Source organism: Bacillus cereus group sp. TH152-1LC (genome assembly GCF_027710505.1).
GTDB classification, from domain to species: Bacteria; Bacillota; Bacilli; order Bacillales; family Bacillaceae_G; genus Bacillus_A; species Bacillus_A mobilis.
Window position 1 is genome coordinate 98,935 of sequence record NZ_JAQFNK010000014.1, and the last position, 18,367, is coordinate 117,301.

Genomic DNA, 18,367 nt, shown 5'->3' on the forward strand with positions numbered 1-18,367 from the left:
ACCTCAGACCGTTAAATCATTTTCTGATTTTATATCTATCGCATCTTTTAAAAGTCTTTGGAGAACGGCAGCAAAGACTGCGATAACCATTGAAGCAAAGATAAGGATCATGCCAATTATAATAATACCTGGCGCATCATCTCTCTCTGCTACAAGATAGCAGAGTGGCATACCTAATACATACAATACACCAATTGTAACAGCACATTGTTTTATCTTTTTTAAAGCTCTAACTGATAATTTAGAGAAGGCGTTCCCCTTGTCAATGTAACTTACAAGTTTAAAGGCTTGATAAAGAGCTAAGTAAAAAGGAATCACCGTTGCATATAGATTAATTAAAACAAGATATTTTATATATGCAATATCCGGGTACAATTCCGCTGCGTAATTCCCGATATTAGGAATTAAAAATATACATAAAGCAAAAACAGGAATACCGATAAGGATGATTGCTGTCTTTAAAAAGAGTGTTGATCCTTGTTTCATGTAAAGCACCTCATTTTTAAATTATCTCTTTAATTTAACATGAAATTTATCGTTTAACAATAAATTCTTATTTATTTTAATCAGATTTTTATTGATAAATAAATTTTTTGGGAAGAGAATGATAAGACGTTTTTATAAAATAGGTGTGGCCTCTAGTTATTTGAAAATAAAAAGCTATGATATGTACCGTTGCTTTACTAATAAAAGAAAGTGAATAATGATTGTTAGCTTCATGAAAATTGGGGACTAATAAAACATATATAAATGAATGTAAAACATACGGAGGAACAACAATGTCGAAATTGGGTTTACTGATGAAGAAGATACTGTTAGTAGGAACAATCACACTAAGTATGTTATGTACGGAAAGCATGATGAATTATTACTCGGTGGAAGCGAAAGTGAAAAAAGTAGAACGTCAACCAAAAAATATCATTATAATGGTTATGGACGGAACGAGTTCTTCAGCAACGACATTAGCTCGCTTGTATAAAGGGAAACCACTTGCATTAGATGAAATGGTAACAGGAGGAGTTCGTACATATTCGGCGGAATCAGCAATAACAGACTCAGCCCCAGCAGCTACAGCTTTAGCGACGGGGAATAAATCGAATTCAGGATATGTAGGTGTATTACCTTCTATTGTAAGTTCACCTGGCTTAAAACCAATAAAAGAAGAGGACAAGTTACGGCCAGTTGCCAATGTTTTAGAAGGTGCTAAACGTACTGGTCGCGTAACTGGAATTGTTGCTACAGCTGAAATTCAGCATGCTACTCCGGCCGGGTTCTCTGCTCACCATGTCAACCGCAAGCATTTTGACGTAATTGCGGAGCAACAAGTATATCAAAATATAGATGTCGTATTAGGCGGGGGAAAAGCGGCACTGCTACCTATAAAAAGAAAAGATGGTGAAGATTTAGTAAAGGTGATTCAAGACAAAGGGTACGACTTTGTTGAAACGAAAAATGCATTATTGAACTCTAAATCTAAGAAGATTTGGGGCTCTTTTTCACATCATGCTTTAGCATTTGATATGGATCGTGAAGCAACAAATCCAGAGCAACCGACACTTTCTCAAATGACGGAAAAAGCAATTCAAACGTTATCAAAAGATAAAGATGGTTTCTTTTTATTTGTCGAAGGAAGTAAGCCAGATTGGGCAGCTCATGTGAATGATCCAATTGGGTTGATTAGTGATGTATTGGCATTTGATAAAGCGGTAGCAAAAGCATTACAATTTGCAAAAAATGATGGGAATACACTGCTCATCGCTTTAACTGACCATGGTAACAGCGGTATTTCTATTGGGAATAGGAATACGACAAAAGGTTATAATACTACGCCGGTCTCTGCATACATTGATCCATTAAAAAAAGCGAAAATGACACTTGAAGGGGTAACCCCAAAAATAAATAATGCTTTATCGAATATAGTAGAAGTTGCTTCACTTTACGGTTTAAATAACTTAACTAAAGTTGAAAAAGAAAAATTAAAAGTTGTACAAAAGAAATCGGATATTGGTCCAATACTTACTACATTACTAGCTAACCGTGCAAATATTGGCTTCACAACAGGAGGGCATACAGGTGAGGATGTGTTTTTATATTCTTACGGTCCTCAAAAGCCATATGGTTTGATCCAAAACACAGACATTGCGAAGATGATGGCGAAAGCAATGGGCTTTAACTTAGAAGAAGTAACAAACAAATTATTTGTAGAGAGTGAATCAGCCTTTAAACAAAACGGTGCAACTGTAACAATAGACAAAACGGATGCAGAAAACCGGGTGCTCATAGTAAAACGTAATCATGTAAAAGCTCAATTATTTGTAAATAAAAATATAATTCGTATTAAGAATACAGAATATGAATTAGGTAGTGTAGTTGTAGAAAGTAATGGCAAGTTCTATGTACCAGAAGAAGCAATCCATTTAATCATAAAGCATTCCCGTTAGAAAAATGCCAATTCCTTAGCTAGCGCTTAGAAATTGGCATTTTTGTGTAGCTGAAATTTCATTTGAAAACAAGAGTAAAGAGAATTACAATTTCTAAAATGGACTTCTTGTAAATTTATTTATTATAAGTTTTTCACCCTAAAAAATATTTCTCAACATTTTTGCCCTTTAAAAAGATTGAATATTCGTATTATAACGAATATTATGTTCCTATCGGCAAAAAAAACGATAATTTGCAGACACTGGGGAGGAAGAGCATTGAAAAAGAATAAGAAGTTAAAACCATTATCAGTTTTAGCAACAGCGGCAGTGCTAAGTAGTACGTTTGCATTTGGAAGTCATGCAGCGTATGCTGATACGCCACCATCTCTACCAATTGATGACCATTTAATACCAGAGGAGCGTTTGGCAGAAGCGCTGAAACAAAGGGGAGTAATTGATCAATCTGCATCACAAGCTGAGACATCAAAGGCTGTCGAAAATTATGTTGAGAAAAAGAAAGGCGAAAATCCTGGAAAAGAAATCATGACAGGAGATAACCTTACGCAAGAAGCTTCAGATTTTATGAAAAAAGTAAAAGATGCAAAAATGAAGGAAAATGAACAGGCGCAGCAGCCCGAAGTTGGACCAGTAGCTGGACAAGCTGCAGGATTGAACCCTGGAAAATTAAATGGAAAAGTACCGACTACACCAGCGAAGCAAGCTGAGTACAATGGAGCTGTTCGAAAAGATAAAGTACTTGTTTTACTCGTAGAATTTAGTGATTTTAAGCATAATAATATTGATCAAGAACCAGGGTATATGTATTCTAAGGACTTTAATCGAGAGCATTATCAAAAAATGTTATTTGGAGATGAGCCATTTACATTATTTGATGGATCGAAGATTAATACATTTAAACAGTATTATGAAGAACAATCTGGCGGTAGCTACACAGTGGATGGAACTGTAACAGAATGGCTTACTGTTCCAGGAAAAGCGTCAGATTATGGTGCGGATGCGGGAACTGGTCATGATAACAAAGGTCCTTTAGGGCCACGTGATTTTGTGAAAGAGGCATTAAAAGCAGCTGTAGCAAAAGGTATCAATTTAGCAGATTATGACCAATTTGATCAATACGATCAAGATGGTGATGGAAATAAAAATGAGCCAGATGGGATTATTGACCATTTAATGGTTGTACATGCGGGCGTGGGTCAAGAAGCTGGCGGTGGTAAATTAAAAGATGATGCGATTTGGTCTCATCGTTCAAAACTAGGCTCAAAACCATATGCGATTGATGGTACGAAATCTTCTGTTTCGAACTGGGGCGGCAAGATGGCGGCATACGATTATACAATTGAGCCTGAAGATGGAGCAGTTGGTGTGTTTGCGCATGAGTACGGTCATGATTTAGGATTACCGGATGAATATGATACAAAGTACTCTGGACAAGGTGAACCTGTTGAATCATGGTCTATTATGAGTGGTGGTAGCTGGGCTGGAAAAATTGCAGGAACAGAGCCAACAAGTTTCTCTCCACAAAATAAAGAATTTTTCCAAAAGAATATGCAGGGTAACTGGGCGAATATCGTTGAGGTAGATTACGATAAACTGCGCACAGGAATCGGTACTGCAACATATTTAGATCAAAGTGTTACAAAATCAAAACGACCAGGAATCATTCGAGTTAACTTACCAGACAAAGATATAAAAAATATCGAATCGGCATTTGGTAAGAAGTTTTATTACAGCACAAAAGGAAATGACATTCATACAACACTTGAGACACCGGTATTTGACTTAACGACTGCAAAAGACGCTAAGTTTGATTATAAGGCATTTTATGAACTGGAAGCGAAGTATGATTTCCTTGACGTAAATGCAATCGCAGAAGATGGAACGAAGACGCGAATTGATAGAATGGGCGAAAAAGATGTAAAAGCCGGCGTAGATACAACGGATGGTAAGTGGGTTGATAAATCATACGATTTAAGTCAATTCAAAGGAAAGAAAGTAAAACTACAATTTGAGTATGTAACAGATATTGCAGTAGCTTATAAAGGATTTGCGTTAGACAATGCAGCATTAACTGTAGATGGCAAAGTTGTATTCTCTGATGATGCAGAAGGCCAGCCAGCAATGACGCTAAAAGGATTTACTGTGTCAAACGGATTTGAACAGAAAAAAAATAACTACTATATTGAGTGGCGAAATTATGCTGGATCTGACACGGCGTTACAACATGCACGTGGTCCAGTATTTAATACAGGAATGGTTGTTTGGTATGCGGATCAAAGCTTTACAGATAACTGGGTAGGCGTTCATCCAGGCGAAGGATTCCTTGGGGTAGTAGATTCTCATCCAGAGGCAATCGTAGGAACATTAAACGGACAACCAACTGTGAAGAGCAGTACGCGTTATCAAATTGCCGACGCGGCATTCTCATTTGATCAAACGCCAGCATGGAGAGTAGATTCGCCAACTCGCGGTATCTTTGATTATAAAGGATTACCAGGAGTTGCGAAATTTGATGATTCTAAGCAATACATCAATAGCGTTATTCCAGATGCTGGACGTAAGTTGCCGAAACTAGGATTGAAGTTTGAAGTAGTCGGTCAAGCTGATGACAAGTCTGCAGGTGCAGTTTGGATCCATCGCTAAAATAAAATGAAAAGGAGCTGCCATAAGTCGGTGAAACCTGACTTATGGCAGCTCTTTTCTTCTTGTGAGAAAGAAATTGCTACAGAAATACAAATTGAAAAATCATTTGCCAATTAAAGGGATAAAAAGATGTGCAAAAGTGAAAAAGTTCTCTGTTTTTATATATATTTATTGGAAAAAATATAAGCTTCTTTCATAAATGAAATGCTTTATTTTCCTGATTATATAAGCTATTTTGGACGTAAGTAAATTGTAAGTAATGTGTAAGAAAAAAGAGATTTTTATAATATATAATATTTATTACATCTACTTTTAACACCTGATACTAATAGTATGCTATAATGTGAATTAGCAACATAAAGGAAAGGAATTAGACCAATGACATTAGAAAATACTAAAAATTTAAAAAAACAAGTTGCTCCTTATGAAAAATCAACGATTAAAAAAAGTGTGTGGCAACTTTTTAACACAATCGTACCATTCATTATTTTATGGTACCTTGCTTATAAAAGTTTGTCCGTTTCTTATTTGTTATCAGTAGTTCCATCTCTGTTAGCCGCTGGTTTTATGACACGAATTTTCATTATTTTTCATGATTGTACTCACTATTCATTCTTTAAAAGCCGTCGTACAAATAGAATAGTAGGAACATGCATGGGTGTTTTAACTTTATTCCCATTTGATCAATGGGGGCATGAACATTCTATTCATCACGCTACAAGTGGTAATTTGGATAAGCGAGGTACAGGAGATATTTGGACGCTTACTGTGGATGAATATGCAGCTGCGCCATTTAGACTTCGTTTAGCATATCGCTTATATCGCAATCCATTCGTTATGTTTGGATTAGGGCCGATTTATGTTTTCTTGCTTAAAAATAGATTTAACCGAAAAGGTGCTAGACAGAAAGAACGTATGAATACTTATTTGACGAATATTATAATCGTTGCTTTAGTCGCTATTCTTTGCTGGGCAATTGGATGGCAATCGTTCCTGCTAGTACATGGTACAATATTCTTAATAGCAGGTTCAGTAGGGATTTGGCTGTTTTACGTACAGCACACATTCGAGGATTCTTATTTTGAAGAGGATAAAGATTGGGAATATGTGAAAGCGGCAGTGGAAGGAAGTTCATTTTATAAACTTCCAAAAATCTTACAATTCCTAACTGGTAATATTGGATTCCATCATGTGCACCATTTAAGTCCAAGAGTGCCTAACTATAAACTAGAAGAGGCGCACAATAATACGCTTCCGTTAAAAAATGTACCAACGATTACACTTGCTACAAGCTTGCGTTCACTTCGCTTCCGACTATGGGATGAGAAAAGTAACAATTTTGTTAGCTTTAAAGAATTCAAAAATATAATTAAAAACAATGTTTCTGTTCGAGTGAAATCTGAACTATAATTTTTTGCCTATATTAAACTCCCCTTAATCGTTTTCGATGTAAGGGGAGTTTTTGCTATATATAACTGATATCGAGGGCGTGGGATACTCATATGTAGGTATAAATTTAAGAAGACGGTAATTTTATTATGTAAATAAGGTGGATCATCATAATTTTTATTATTGTGAAGGACATCGTACATATATAATGGAAAGCAGAAGGTAGATGATAGTATTGAATAGAACACATACAACGTAATAAAATAATTCTTTCAAAAGGAAGGGGAAATGAAAGATGTTGAAATTACAAGGAAAATACAATGAAGCGAAAGTATTTACGAATAACGTTGATGAGACTGCGACTGGGCAGATTATTGATCTTTGTAACCAAGAATTCGTAAAGGATAGTCAAATTCGTATTATGCCAGATACACATGCAGGAGCAGGTTGTACGATTGGGACAACAATGACGATACAAGATAAAATTGTTCCTAATCTTGTAGGGGTAGACATTGGGTGTGGGATGGAAGTTGCTGTGATTAATAAGAAAAAAGAAGAAATTAATTTCGATTGCTTAGACGAAACAATTCGTAAATTTGTTCCAAGTGGCTTTCGTATCCGAGATAAAGAACATCGATTCTCAAAAATGATTGATTTTGATGGTGTGAAGGCCCCATATACATTACAACGGGCTCAAAAAAGCATAGGTACTCTTGGAGGGGGAAATCATTTCATTGAATTAAATGAAGATGAAAAAGGGAATGTATATATTGTCATTCATAGTGGTTCTCGTAATTTAGGTAAACAAATAGCAGAATATTACCAAAACTTCGCGTATGAACAACTCATTGATGTTACATCAATGAAAGATGAGATTATTAAGAGATTAACTGAAGAAGGGAGAGCAAAAGAAATACAAGAAACTTTACGTGAAATTCGGAAGCCTAAGATTCGTAAAGAACTAGCTTATTTAGAAGGGCAAGGATTCAAAGATTATATGAATGACATGAATATTGCCCAAAAGTATGCTGCGTTAAATCGTAAAGCAATGATTGATGAAATTGTTACGAAAATGGACTGGAAAATAACGGATCAGTTCACTACAATACATAACTATATTGACATAGAAAATATGATTCTACGAAAAGGTGCTATTTCAGCTCAGAAAGGTGAACGAGTCATTATTCCCATTAACATGAGAGATGGTTCAATTATTGCATTTGGTAAAGGTAATCCAGATTGGAACTTTTCTGGTCCGCACGGGGCAGGACGTATTATGAGTCGTAAGAAGGCTAAAGAATTATTGAGTCTAGAGGAATTTCAAAATACGATGACAGAGGTGTGGACTACATCGGTAGTAGAAAGCACAATTGATGAGGCACCAATGGTATATAAGCCAATGGATGAAATTATCGAAAATACGAAAGAAACAATAGATATAAAGCACATTATTAAGCCATTATATAATTTTAAAGCGAATTAAAAGGGGTAAATAAGCAGCCAGAAAAAACTATTTTTCGCATCTTATGTTCGCAAACAATCTAATCAAGGGAAGTAGTTTCCTTTTATGGCGATGGGATACGAAAAAAAGTCGATTTCCTGTGGAGTTAAGAAATCGACTTTTTTATTTTGTGAAACGAAAGCAATTATTAGCTTAATAGCAAACGATTATTACCGTCTATTTTTCCCAAAGCTCAATTAGACGACCATCAGGATCTTTAATCCAAATAAACTTTCCGAACTCACTAATTTCTTCTTTCTTTTCAAGAGGTACACCAATTTGTTCAAGATGCTGAATAGTCTCATTCATATTATGTACTTGGAAATTTAACATCACTTGCTGTTCTGTTGGAAAATAATTATCATCTTCGGTAAAGAAAGAAAAAATAGTTTCATTTCCTAATTGTGGTTTAATCAAAGTCCCATTCCAATTGTCTATTTCAATTTTCAACACTTCGCTGTACCATTTTTTTATAACATCAATATTTTTAGTTCTCCAAAATATTCCCCCGAAACCTTTTATCATCGTGGATAACCCCTGTCTATTTTTAAATTTTTTTGCATTATATATTCAATATATCAAAACAGTAATAGTAAGGAAAATCATTAACCTATAAACAGTAAGAAATCAGAATAGCTAGTATTGTAGGATTGACTTGTGGAACGATACAGATAACATTCTTCGCATAACCTGGAATTAAAGAAAAAGAGTATAGCAATATGGACTTGTCTTCCCAAAGTAAAGGGAAATGAGTGAAGGAACGACAGAACAAGTGACAATGAAATAAGACCGCACATAAAGTGAAAGCTATGTGCGGTCTTTTATATATAAGTATAATATTACATAGTCTCGCTAATTTTAGTTTCACTACGAGTGTTAGTCGCAATTCTTTTCTTAACTTTAAAGTGATAGTAAGTGTAGCAAAAGATGATAAATGGTACAGTGCAATAGATTCCAAGTCGTTGTTCAGGGATAAAGATAAGACTGATTAATATAATGCCATACAATCCAAAACCAAGAATTGGTACAAGTGGATAAAGTGGTGTTTTAAATTTTAAGTCTTCTAATCTTCCACCGTCTGCTACATAATGTTTACGGAAAAAGAATTGAGAGACACAAATTGACATCCAAACAATGATTGTAATGACGCCAGAAATGGAAATTAACCATAAGTAAACTGTTTCAGCAGCTACAACGCTTGTTAAAAGAGAAAAAGCAGAAATAGAAATTGTCAAAATTAAAGCGTTTAGAGGTATTCCTCGTGATGATAATTTCTTTAAAAAGGCAGGAGCCATTTCATTTTTTGATAATGACCAAAGCATGCGAGTTGCGGCATACAGTCCAGAGTTTGCGACAGAAAGAACAGCAGTAAGAATAACAAAGTTCATAATATCAGCTGCATATGGAATACCGATATTATCAAAAACAGCAACGAACGGGCTCTTTGTGAGTCCTGCTTCTTCCCAAGGAATTAAAGCGACTAGAACAAAGATTGCTAAGACGAAGAAAAACATCGTGCGCCATATAATATTTCTAATAGAACGTGGTAAAGTTTTTGCTGGATCTTCACTTTCACCTGCTGCGATTCCAACAAGTTCTGTACCTTGGAAGGAATAATTGACTGTAACCATTGTTAAGAGGATAGCTGCAAGTCCATTTGGGAATAAACCGCCGTGATTTACAAAATTTGATAATAACGGGGCTGGTTCGTCACCTTTTAAATCAATAAAACCGAACATAGCGGCGCCGCCAAGGATAATAAAAGCTATAATGGCAGATACTTTTATACTTGAAAACCAAAATTCTGTTTCTGCATAACTACGAGCAGATAATGCGTTAATAGTGAAGATTGTAACGCCAAATATTAAACACCAAACCCAGACGGGAATATCAGGAAACCAGCGCTGCATTGTAATGCCGGCAGTTGTAAATTCAAGACCGGTCGTATTCGCCCAGCTTAACCAATATAACCATCCGATCGTAAAGCCAGTTGCGATTGATGAACTTAGTGGCATATTCTTGGAAGGAACCTGAAACAGGCATAGCTACAGCAAGTTCACCAAGACAAAGCATAACGAAATACATTAATAATCCACCAGCCATAAAGGCAAGTACGGATCCACCAGGTCCAGCTTGACTTATAATAAAGCCAGATCCGTTAAATAACCCCGTTCCAATCACACCACCGAGTGCAATCATGAATAAGTGTCTACTTTTCATCGTACGTTTTAATTCATTGTTTGTATTGCTTACTTGCGACATTGTTTTCCTCACTTTCGTAGTTGATAGATTAAAGTTTGATATTTTTCCGTATTGTGGAATGTATTCCGTGATGTGAAATCTTGCTATAATTTTCAGATAATTAAAAAGAAAAGTCAATATTTTTTTGTTTACGCTTTCAAATTATTATTGGCGACATATTTTGTTTTTAGAAAATTGAATAAATAGATTGATTTCATTTTGAATTTTTGTTAAATTGATAGGTAATTGAGCGTACTAACATATTACAAGTCAAGTTGAGGTGAGTTATGGTACAGTCCATTGATCGAGCGATAAGTATTATAAAGTTGTTAAATTCTACTAATGAAAAAGAGTATTGGGCTATTTCTGATATTGCGGACAGAACACATCTTCCAGTTAGTACAGTACATAGATTACTTAATTCTCTAATCGAGCATGGGTTAGTTACGCAAATTTCAGAAACGAAACAGTACAAAATTGGGCCAATGTGGATGGAAATAGGATTACGTCAATTGGAGAAAGTAGATTACAGATCTGTAGCCAGAGAAGTGATGAAACGGTTAGCCTCTGAAGTGGAAGAAAGTGTGTATTTAAACATTCCAAATGGAACGCATTCTATTATCATTGAAAGAATTGATAGCCCTTTAAAAATTCGAGTTATCGATAACTTAGGGGAACAGATTCCACTTTCAATTGGTGCTGCAAATAAAACGATGCTTGCCAATATGAAAACGAATGAAATGGAACATATTGTAGAACATTTACTTTCTTCTTTACCAGAACAAAAGCGTATTCTTTTAGAGCAAATAAAACAAATAAGAAATGAAGGATATGCGGTAAGTTATGGTGAAAAAACAGCAGGGACGGCTTCAGTAGCAGCACCGATTATCGGATTTAATCATAAAGTAGTAGGAGCATTAAGTGTTGGGTTAATTAGTCATCGCATTAATGATGATCGACTATCTTTTCTTATTAGTAAGGTAAAACAAGCAGCTCATGAAATATCAATAAAAATCGGCAGTACATCAGAACTATAATTTTGATAACTGCCGTCATTTTTTATTCATATACTGGAATTCATTTTCATAATGCGGAAAAATAGGGGGATTTATATGTTAAAGTGGCAATCAAAAGAACAATTGATTCAATTATTAAGCGGTCTCGTTGAAATTCCTAGTATTACAGGTACAGAAGCTGAAGTTATATTGCCAGATTTTGTTGTGGCACAATTATCTGATTTACAGTACTTCAAAGAAAACCCGCATCATTTGCAAAAAAATCCGACAGGAGACGGACGATATTTTGTTACAGCCCTCGTAAAGAAAAGCGATAGTACAAAAAATACAGTAATTCTAGTTAGTCACTTTGATGTTGTAGATGTACAAGATTACGGAGTGTGGAAAGAAGATGCATTCAATCCTAAAAAGTTAACGTCTATGTTTTATTCTCATAAAGATGAACTACCAGATCATGTACGTGAGGATATAGAACAAGGAGATTGGTTATTTGGTAGAGGAACAATGGACATGAAATGCGGCCTTGCGTTACAAATGGCGATGATTGAGCAAGCTTGTGAAGGAAGATTTGACGGGAATGTTCTTTTATTAGTTGTTCCAGATGAAGAAGTGAACTCTGTAGGGATGAGAGCTGCTGTTCCAAGGTTACTAGAGTTAGCAAGAGAACATAACTTGGATTATAAAACGGTATTAAATTCAGAGCCTATGTTTTCACGACACCCCGGTGACCAAAATAAGTATATTTATACTGGTACTATTGGTAAAGTGTTACCTGGATTTCTTTGCTACGGAAAAGAGACACATGTAGGTGAACCTTTTGCAGGATTAAATGGGAGTTATATGGCTGCGTTATTAACGGCTGAATTAGAGTTGAACACAGATCTTTGTGATATTGTAGAAGGGGAAGCGAGTCCTCCGCCAACTAATTTACTTCAACGGGATTTAAAGGAGGATTATTCTGTACAAATTCCGCATCGTGCAGTCACATTATTCAATTTGTTTTTATTAGAAAAAACGATGACAGAAGTTGTTTCATTGTTACGTCAAAAAGTAACGAAAGTAGCAGAGAAAATAGAAGAATCATATGAAAAGCAAGCATATCGTTTTTCTAAATATAATCCGTTTATACCCCCTAATATGAAAGTAAATGTTTTAACGTATGAAGAGCTTTTAGTTTATGCAATTGAACAACATGGGCAAGAGAAAATAGATGATATTCAATCTAGCATTATAAAAAATAGAGAAGATAAAGATGATCGTGCGGTAACAATTGATTTAGTAGATAAATTAGCTATTTTATGTAAAGAAAAGGCGCCGATGATTGTACTTTTCTTTGCTCCACCATATTATCCAGCTGTAAGTTCACGCAACAATCCGTTAATTAAAGAAGTAGTTGCAGAAATGGAAAAGTATGCCCACTTTAATCATAACATCACATTTGAAAACCAAAACTATTTTGGAGGAATTTCAGATTTGAGTTATGTGGGCTTACAAAACCCACTAGATTCAATGAGTTCACTTGTAGACAATATGCCATTATGGGATAAAGGTTATTCGATTCCGCTTCAGGAATTAGAAAAGTTTGACGTTCCAGTATTAAATATGGGGCCGGTAGGAAAAGATGCCCATCAATGGACAGAACGTTTAGATGTAAATTACGCATTTGAAACGCTATTAGATATGTTACCGAAATGCATTGAAAAATTACTTATTTCTAATAAAATTCCACAATCAAAGTAGGGAATAAGGAAGGGATAAAACTAAAATCTCAAAAGAAGATATAAATAAAATTATCTCAGTATAACCAAAAGAACGGACAAACTCAAGTATATATGAGTTTGTCCGTTTATCATTTAGTGAAAGCGAGCGAGTATGTAATCCACCATTTTCTAATTAAATTCATAGCTAACGTGATCTCTTATATAGTTTTACTTTTTAGTTTGACCAGATAGTTCAATAGACTTTTGCGTACAACGCTGCATAGCGGAAATAATTGCAGTTCGTAAGCCTTTTTCCTCCAATGTTGCTACAGCCTCTATCGTTGTTCCACCAGGAGAACATACCATATCTTTCAATTCACCTGGATGCATTCCTGTTTCTAGTACCATTTTAGCAGAGCCTAATACAGCTTGAGCTGCGAATTTATATGCTTGGTTTCTTGGCATACCGTCTAGTACAGCAGCATCTGCCATCGCCTCTATAATCATATATACGTATGCTGGTGAAGAACCACTTACTGATGTAACAACATCCATTAATTTTTCACTTACGATCTCTGCTTGACCAAAGCTATTGAAAATGTTTAGCACATCTTCTAAATCTTTTTCTGTCACCATTTCATTTGGGCATAATGCAGACATTCCTTCTCCAACAAGAGCAGGGGTATTAGGCATTACTCGTATAACTTTTAATTTTTTATCAAAAGATTCTTCTGTACTTTTGATGCTTTTTCCAGCAGCAATCGTTACGACGATAACATCGTTTTTGATTACTTCTTTTATTTCGTTAATGATTGATGCGTATAGGTCTGGTTTAATTGATAAAATTAAAATATCAGCATTTTTAGCTACTTTATTGTTGTCAGTAGTTGTAGTGATCCCATACTTTTCGTTAGCGTGTTTTAAATTCGTAGTGTTTAAATCCGAACAAATAACATGATTTGCAGACACTATCTTTTTGTTTAGCATCCCGCCAATGATAGCCATCCCCATATTTCCGCATCCGATGAATCCAATTTGTTTGTCCATAATTACTCAATCTTGCTCCTTTTATAATAAATTATATCATTTTGAAATTGTTATCTTAAAATAACAATAACATCACCATGCAATATAAAGAAACATTCTAAGAGAATATATTCCTTTTTGCAACAGTAAAAGATAAAAATCAATTACATTCAACATTCTGTAAATATATACACTATCATGTAATGTTTTATATTTCTGTATATGAGTTACACTTATATCGATTTGTATTTTCATTCATTAGGGCGAAATTTTCATACAAGTACCATGCCGCTCTATGTATTTTTAAAAATACCACTTGACACCAAATGGAACTATATCGCATAATATAAAAAAATTAAACCGAAAATCGTTGAAGGGAAATAGTACATATGTCTTCTTGCGAAAGAGAGTGGAATTCACCGGCTGAAAGATTCCTCGTATAGAATATATCGAACCTATCCCTGAGTCTTAAATGAAAGTTTAGGCGTTCGCCTGCGTTATAGGCGCCAAGTGGATATCTATGTATATCAATTAAGGTGGTACCGCGGAACAATGACCGTTTCGTCCTTTTTATTTTATTAAGGGCGAAGCGGTCATTTTTATTTTGCTCTTTAATAGGCTAGATGCAGCATTGGTGAGAATAGAAGTCGCTGCAAGCCGAATGAATAAAAGTGAAATTTATAAAAAACTTTGATTTTAGACTTGGGGGATACAAAAGTGAAAAAACAACGAATTGTTGTAAAGATTGGGAGCAGTTCCTTGGCAGATAGTCACGGAGGCATTTCTAAAGAACAACTTTCAGATCACGTTGCCGCATTGGCTCGATTGAAAGAGGAAGGGCATGAAGTTTTGTTAATTACATCTGGGGCTGTCGCTGCAGGTTTTTCTGCTCTAGGGTATCCTAGCAGACCTGTGACAATTAAAGGAAAACAGGCTGCTGCAGCTGTTGGACAAAGTTTGTTAATGCAGGCGTACACGGAGGAATTTCGTAAATATGGCATCGTTACTGCGCAATTATTGCTGACGAGAAGTGATTTTTCTAGAAAAGAACAATATAGTAATGCTTACGCTACTTTAGGAGAGTTACTAAATCGTTCTGCTCTTCCAATCATTAATGAAAATGATTCCATCTCATTAGAGGAGCTGACGTTTGGTGATAACGATATGCTGTCAGCTTTAGTAAGCGGGCTCGTTTCGGCGGATATGCTAATGATTTTTACGGATGTGAACGGTTTATACGACAAAAATCCTCAGAAAAATGCGGATGCGAAAAAGTATTATTTCCTTCCTGAAGTTACAGAAGAAATCGCTTCTCTTGCAGGAGATGCTGGGTCCAAACTTGGGACTGGCGGTATGAAATCAAAAATTGATGCTGCGAAGACGGCACTTTCTCTGGGCGTGAGTGTATTTATCGGAACAGGGCGTGGACAAGAGAAATTTGTAGATGTTTTAAAGGGCAAAGGTGATGGAACGTATGTGGGAAGTGCTCCTCAAAAAGAAATGAAGATGAACAAGCAATGGATCGCTTTGCATTCGCTTGTTAGCGGACAAATTGAAGTAGACGCTGGAGCAGCTACTGCTATCATTCAGCATGGTAAGAGTCTTCTTCCTGCTGGCGTTACAAATGTGTCAGGATTTTTCAAAGTTGGCGATGTCGTAGAAGTTATGACGCAACAAGGGCGCGTCATTGGAAAAGGGCAATGCACATATAGTGCTGAGGAACTAAGAGATGTAAAAGGTATGCAAAGCCAAGAAATTCAAGCAAGAGGCGATAGGCATAATTATGAAGTCATCCATAGAGATTATTGGGTTTCACTTTAAGTATAGTGATGTTAAAAAGGAGGAAATAAAAATGAATGAAGTGTTGTCAAAGGGGAAAAAAGCGAAAGAAATTGCTAGAGAACTTGTACTAAAATCTACAAATCAAAAAAATGAAGCACTTGCTGCTATTGCGGATCAGTTAAGAGTAGAAGTAGCTTATATTTTAGAGGAAAACAAACGGGATTTAGAAGAAGGTAAGGCAAAAGGATTTTCTGATTCACTTCTAGATCGTCTAATGTTGAATGAACAGCGTATTATTGATATGGCAGAGGGGATTAAGCAGTTAATTGAATTACGTGATCCTGTTGGAGAATGTGTAAGTGAATGGGAGCGACCAAATGGATTATTTATTCAGGAGATGCGTGTACCACTTGGTGTTGTTGGGATGATTTACGAGGCTAGGCCGAATGTAACAGTAGATGCTGCTACAATTTGTTTGAAAACAGGAAACGCAGTTATATTACGTGGTAGTTCTTCTGCTATCAATTCTAACAAAGCCATCGTTGCTGTTATTCACCGAGCGCTCAAACAAACAAGCTTGCCTCAAGAAAGTGTACAGCTTATAGAAGATACAACGCGGGATAGCGCAAAGCAGTTGTTTACATTAAATGATTACCTAGATGTTCTTATTCCAAGAGGTGGCAAACAATTAATTGATACTGTAGTGAGGGAAGCGTCTGTTCCAGTACTTGAAACGGGTGCAGGAAATTGTCATATTTTCATTGATGAAACAGCGGATAAGCAAATGGCAGTTGATATTATTATAAATGCAAAAACGCAGCGTCCATCTGTATGTAATGCAATTGAAACGATTATACTTCATGAGAAGTGGGCGCAGCAATTTGGTAGCGAATTGTTTTCATCTTTGAAGGAAAAAGGCGTGGAGTTACGCGGTGATCAAAAAGCACTGGCAATTGATTCTTCAATTGTACTTGCTTCAGAAGAAGATTGGGGTACAGAATTTTTATCACTCACGCTGGCAGTGAAAGTAGTTTCTTCTATAGAAGAAGCGATTCATCACATAAATACGTATGGATCTATGCATTCTGAAGCAATTATTACAGAGGACGAGGAAAACGTCGGTAAATTCTTCACAACTGTTGATGCGGCTGCACTGTATCATAATGCATCAACTCGTTTTACTGATGGATCTGAATTCGGATTCGGCGCAGAAATTGGTATCAGTACACAAAAGCTACACGTAAGGGGACCAATGGGACTTCCTGCATTAACTTCTACAAAATATGTGATTCGTGGAAATGGTCAGGTTCGATAATAATAAAAGACACTCAATTCGCTTGGGTGTCTTTTATTTATTTACCATACAAATAGCCCAACAAGCATAGCGCTTAATAAGGAAACTGCCATCCCGCTAACAAGAAGCTTCCAAACATTTTTACCAATTATGGCTGACTTTTCTCCGCCAAATAATGAATTGTAAGTTCCATAAATCATGCCTACTGTACTAAAGTTAGCAAAAGAAGCTAGAAATGTAGTTGCAACCGCAATCGTATGTGGTTGTAACGACTTTAGATTCGATTTTAAATCCATCATGGCAACAAATTCATTCGTCGTTATTTTGATTCCCATTAATTCAGCTACATACATAGCATCATTACCTGATAAGCCGAGTAAGAAAGCAAAGGGACTAAAGATAATGGAGAAGATTTTTTGTATTGTTAAACCTGTTACGACAAAGCTTAATAGCCCATTTAAACAGGCAGTTAATGCTACATAACCAATTACCATAGCTAAAATAACGATAACCATATTCATCCCGACTAACATACTGTTTGAAATAGTAGAAAAGAAATCCTTTTTTTCATCTTTTGAAGGTGTATATACGACATCTTCTTCTTTCGTAACTTCCACAGGATTTAATACATTGGCCAAAATTAATGCGTTAATACAGTTTAAAGGGATAGCACTGAAAATATATGTTGCCGGAACCATTGATAAATAAGCGCCAAGAATGGATCCGCTAACGCTACTCATACTCATAATTCCAAAGGTTAATAAACGATTTTCTTTTAAAACAGATAATTGATCACGAACAACGGCAAGTGCTTCAGTGTTTCCTAAAAACATCATTTGAATCGAAAAGAAACTTTCTAACTTTGGTAAACGAGAAATCTTTGAAATAACTGCACCTACTTTATCAATAATCCAAGTTAAGATTCCAAAATAAGAAAGAATATCAAAGAACGTGATAACGAAAATGATAGGAAGTAAAGCACTAAAGAAGAAATCAACGGTTTGATTTTCCATAGCGGAAGGAAATGCAAACCGAATACCTTCATTGGCACATGATAGTAGCCAACTGAAAAATGACGCAATTTTATTAATGATAATACTGCCGAGTTTCGTACCTAACATAAACCATGTAATAAAGAGCTCCAATATGATTAGAATCCCGATTGGTCTCCATTTTATTTGTTTTTTATTAGGTGAACATAGGAAAACGAATAAGATTACAATGAAAATCCCTAACATATTTAATATGAAATGCATCTCAACAACTCCTTGAGAGTTATTATTTGTATATAAAAAAGCTCCTATTCTTCCTAATTTAGATTACAACGAAAAGTT

Annotated in this window: 12 protein-coding genes, 1 pseudogene and 1 other annotated feature; of the genes and pseudogenes, 8 read left to right on the forward strand and 5 right to left on the reverse strand. The window is 35.6% G+C overall.

The features are described 5' to 3' along the window. Positions 1 to 3: 3 nt before the first annotated feature. On the reverse strand, positions 4 to 486 hold the full coding sequence (locus tag PDL00_RS24475) for a DUF2975 domain-containing protein (RefSeq protein ID WP_242251918.1): 483 nt from the start codon (positions 484 to 486) through the stop codon (positions 4 to 6). Positions 487 to 779: 293 nt separating this feature from the next. On the opposite strand from PDL00_RS24475, the gene PDL00_RS24480 reads away from it, so the two are divergent. The 4 genes from PDL00_RS24480 (at position 780) to PDL00_RS24495 (ending at position 7,956) form a co-directional block, all read left to right on the forward strand. Further along, a complete protein-coding gene (locus PDL00_RS24480; protein ID WP_242251921.1) occupies positions 780 to 2,441 on the forward strand; it encodes an alkaline phosphatase in 1,662 nt (553 codons plus the stop codon). Positions 2,442 to 2,699: 258 nt separating this feature from the next. After that, positions 2,700 to 5,084, forward strand: coding sequence for an immune inhibitor A domain-containing protein (locus PDL00_RS24485; RefSeq protein WP_242251923.1), 2,385 nt, complete (start codon positions 2,700 to 2,702; stop codon positions 5,082 to 5,084). A gap of 378 nt (positions 5,085 to 5,462) precedes the next feature. Continuing rightward, positions 5,463 to 6,494, forward strand: a complete 1,032-nt coding sequence (locus PDL00_RS24490) for a fatty acid desaturase (RefSeq protein ID WP_132132655.1) — start codon at positions 5,463 to 5,465, stop codon at positions 6,492 to 6,494. Positions 6,495 to 6,768: 274 nt separating this feature from the next. After that, the gene (locus PDL00_RS24495) at positions 6,769 to 7,956 is read left to right on the forward strand and encodes an RtcB family protein (protein WP_270731699.1); all 1,188 of its coding nucleotides are present in this window, start codon (positions 6,769 to 6,771) and stop codon (positions 7,954 to 7,956) included. Positions 7,957 to 8,151: 195 nt separating this feature from the next. Here PDL00_RS24495 and PDL00_RS24500 read toward each other — a convergent pair whose 3' ends face one another. Next, positions 8,152 to 8,499 carry a VOC family protein gene (locus PDL00_RS24500; protein WP_270731701.1) on the reverse strand — a complete coding sequence of 116 codons (348 nt, stop codon included), beginning with the start codon at positions 8,497 to 8,499 and terminating at the stop codon, positions 8,152 to 8,154. Between the two features lie 314 nt (positions 8,500 to 8,813). After that, positions 8,814 to 10,236: pseudogene (locus PDL00_RS24505) on the reverse strand (amino acid permease). A gap of 266 nt (positions 10,237 to 10,502) precedes the next feature. Here PDL00_RS24505 and PDL00_RS24510 point away from each other — a divergent pair. Next, positions 10,503 to 11,252: an IclR family transcriptional regulator gene (locus tag PDL00_RS24510; protein WP_270731703.1), complete on the forward strand. Its 750-nt coding sequence runs from the start codon at positions 10,503 to 10,505 to the stop codon at positions 11,250 to 11,252. 51 nt (positions 11,253 to 11,303) lie between these two features. Further along, a complete protein-coding gene (locus PDL00_RS24515; protein WP_270731705.1) occupies positions 11,304 to 12,971 on the forward strand; it encodes a M20 family metallopeptidase in 1,668 nt (555 codons plus the stop codon). Between the two features lie 188 nt (positions 12,972 to 13,159). On the opposite strand, the gene proC is transcribed toward PDL00_RS24515, so the two are convergent. After that, a complete protein-coding gene (gene proC / locus PDL00_RS24520) occupies positions 13,160 to 13,978 on the reverse strand; it encodes a pyrroline-5-carboxylate reductase (RefSeq protein WP_242255914.1) in 819 nt (272 codons plus the stop codon). Positions 13,979 to 14,318: 340 nt separating this feature from the next. Then, positions 14,319 to 14,529, forward strand: a binding site (T-box leader). A gap of 145 nt (positions 14,530 to 14,674) precedes the next feature. Between proC and proB the strand changes: the two genes are divergently transcribed. Together proB and PDL00_RS24530 are read left to right on the forward strand one after the other, a co-directional pair. Beyond that, a complete protein-coding gene (proB, locus tag PDL00_RS24525; RefSeq protein ID WP_242255913.1) occupies positions 14,675 to 15,778 on the forward strand; it encodes a glutamate 5-kinase in 1,104 nt (367 codons plus the stop codon). 31 nt (positions 15,779 to 15,809) lie between these two features. Continuing rightward, positions 15,810 to 17,054, forward strand: coding sequence for a glutamate-5-semialdehyde dehydrogenase (locus PDL00_RS24530; RefSeq protein ID WP_270731709.1), 1,245 nt, complete (start codon positions 15,810 to 15,812; stop codon positions 17,052 to 17,054). A gap of 41 nt (positions 17,055 to 17,095) precedes the next feature. Here PDL00_RS24530 and PDL00_RS24535 read toward each other — a convergent pair whose 3' ends face one another. Beyond that, a complete protein-coding gene (locus tag PDL00_RS24535) occupies positions 17,096 to 18,289 on the reverse strand; it encodes a NupC/NupG family nucleoside CNT transporter (RefSeq protein WP_270731711.1) in 1,194 nt (397 codons plus the stop codon). Positions 18,290 to 18,367: the final 78 nt, after the last annotated feature.

Coding starts and splice junctions, on each gene's coding strand:
- PDL00_RS24475 (WP_242251918.1), bottom strand. CDS start 486: ATGAAACAAGGATCAACACTCTTTTTAAAGACAGCAATCATCCTTATC.
- PDL00_RS24480 (WP_242251921.1), top strand. CDS start 780: ATGTCGAAATTGGGTTTACTGATGAAGAAGATACTGTTAGTAGGAACA.
- PDL00_RS24490 (WP_132132655.1), top strand. CDS start 5,463: ATGACATTAGAAAATACTAAAAATTTAAAAAAACAAGTTGCTCCTTAT.
- PDL00_RS24495 (WP_270731699.1), top strand. CDS start 6,769: ATGTTGAAATTACAAGGAAAATACAATGAAGCGAAAGTATTTACGAAT.
- PDL00_RS24500 (WP_270731701.1), bottom strand. CDS start 8,499: ATGATAAAAGGTTTCGGGGGAATATTTTGGAGAACTAAAAATATTGAT.
- PDL00_RS24510 (WP_270731703.1), top strand. CDS start 10,503: ATGGTACAGTCCATTGATCGAGCGATAAGTATTATAAAGTTGTTAAAT.
- PDL00_RS24515 (WP_270731705.1), top strand. CDS start 11,304: ATGCGGAAAAATAGGGGGATTTATATGTTAAAGTGGCAATCAAAAGAA.
- proC (WP_242255914.1), bottom strand. CDS start 13,978: ATGGACAAACAAATTGGATTCATCGGATGCGGAAATATGGGGATGGCT.
- PDL00_RS24530 (WP_270731709.1), top strand. CDS start 15,810: ATGAATGAAGTGTTGTCAAAGGGGAAAAAAGCGAAAGAAATTGCTAGA.
- PDL00_RS24535 (WP_270731711.1), bottom strand. CDS start 18,289: ATGCATTTCATATTAAATATGTTAGGGATTTTCATTGTAATCTTATTC.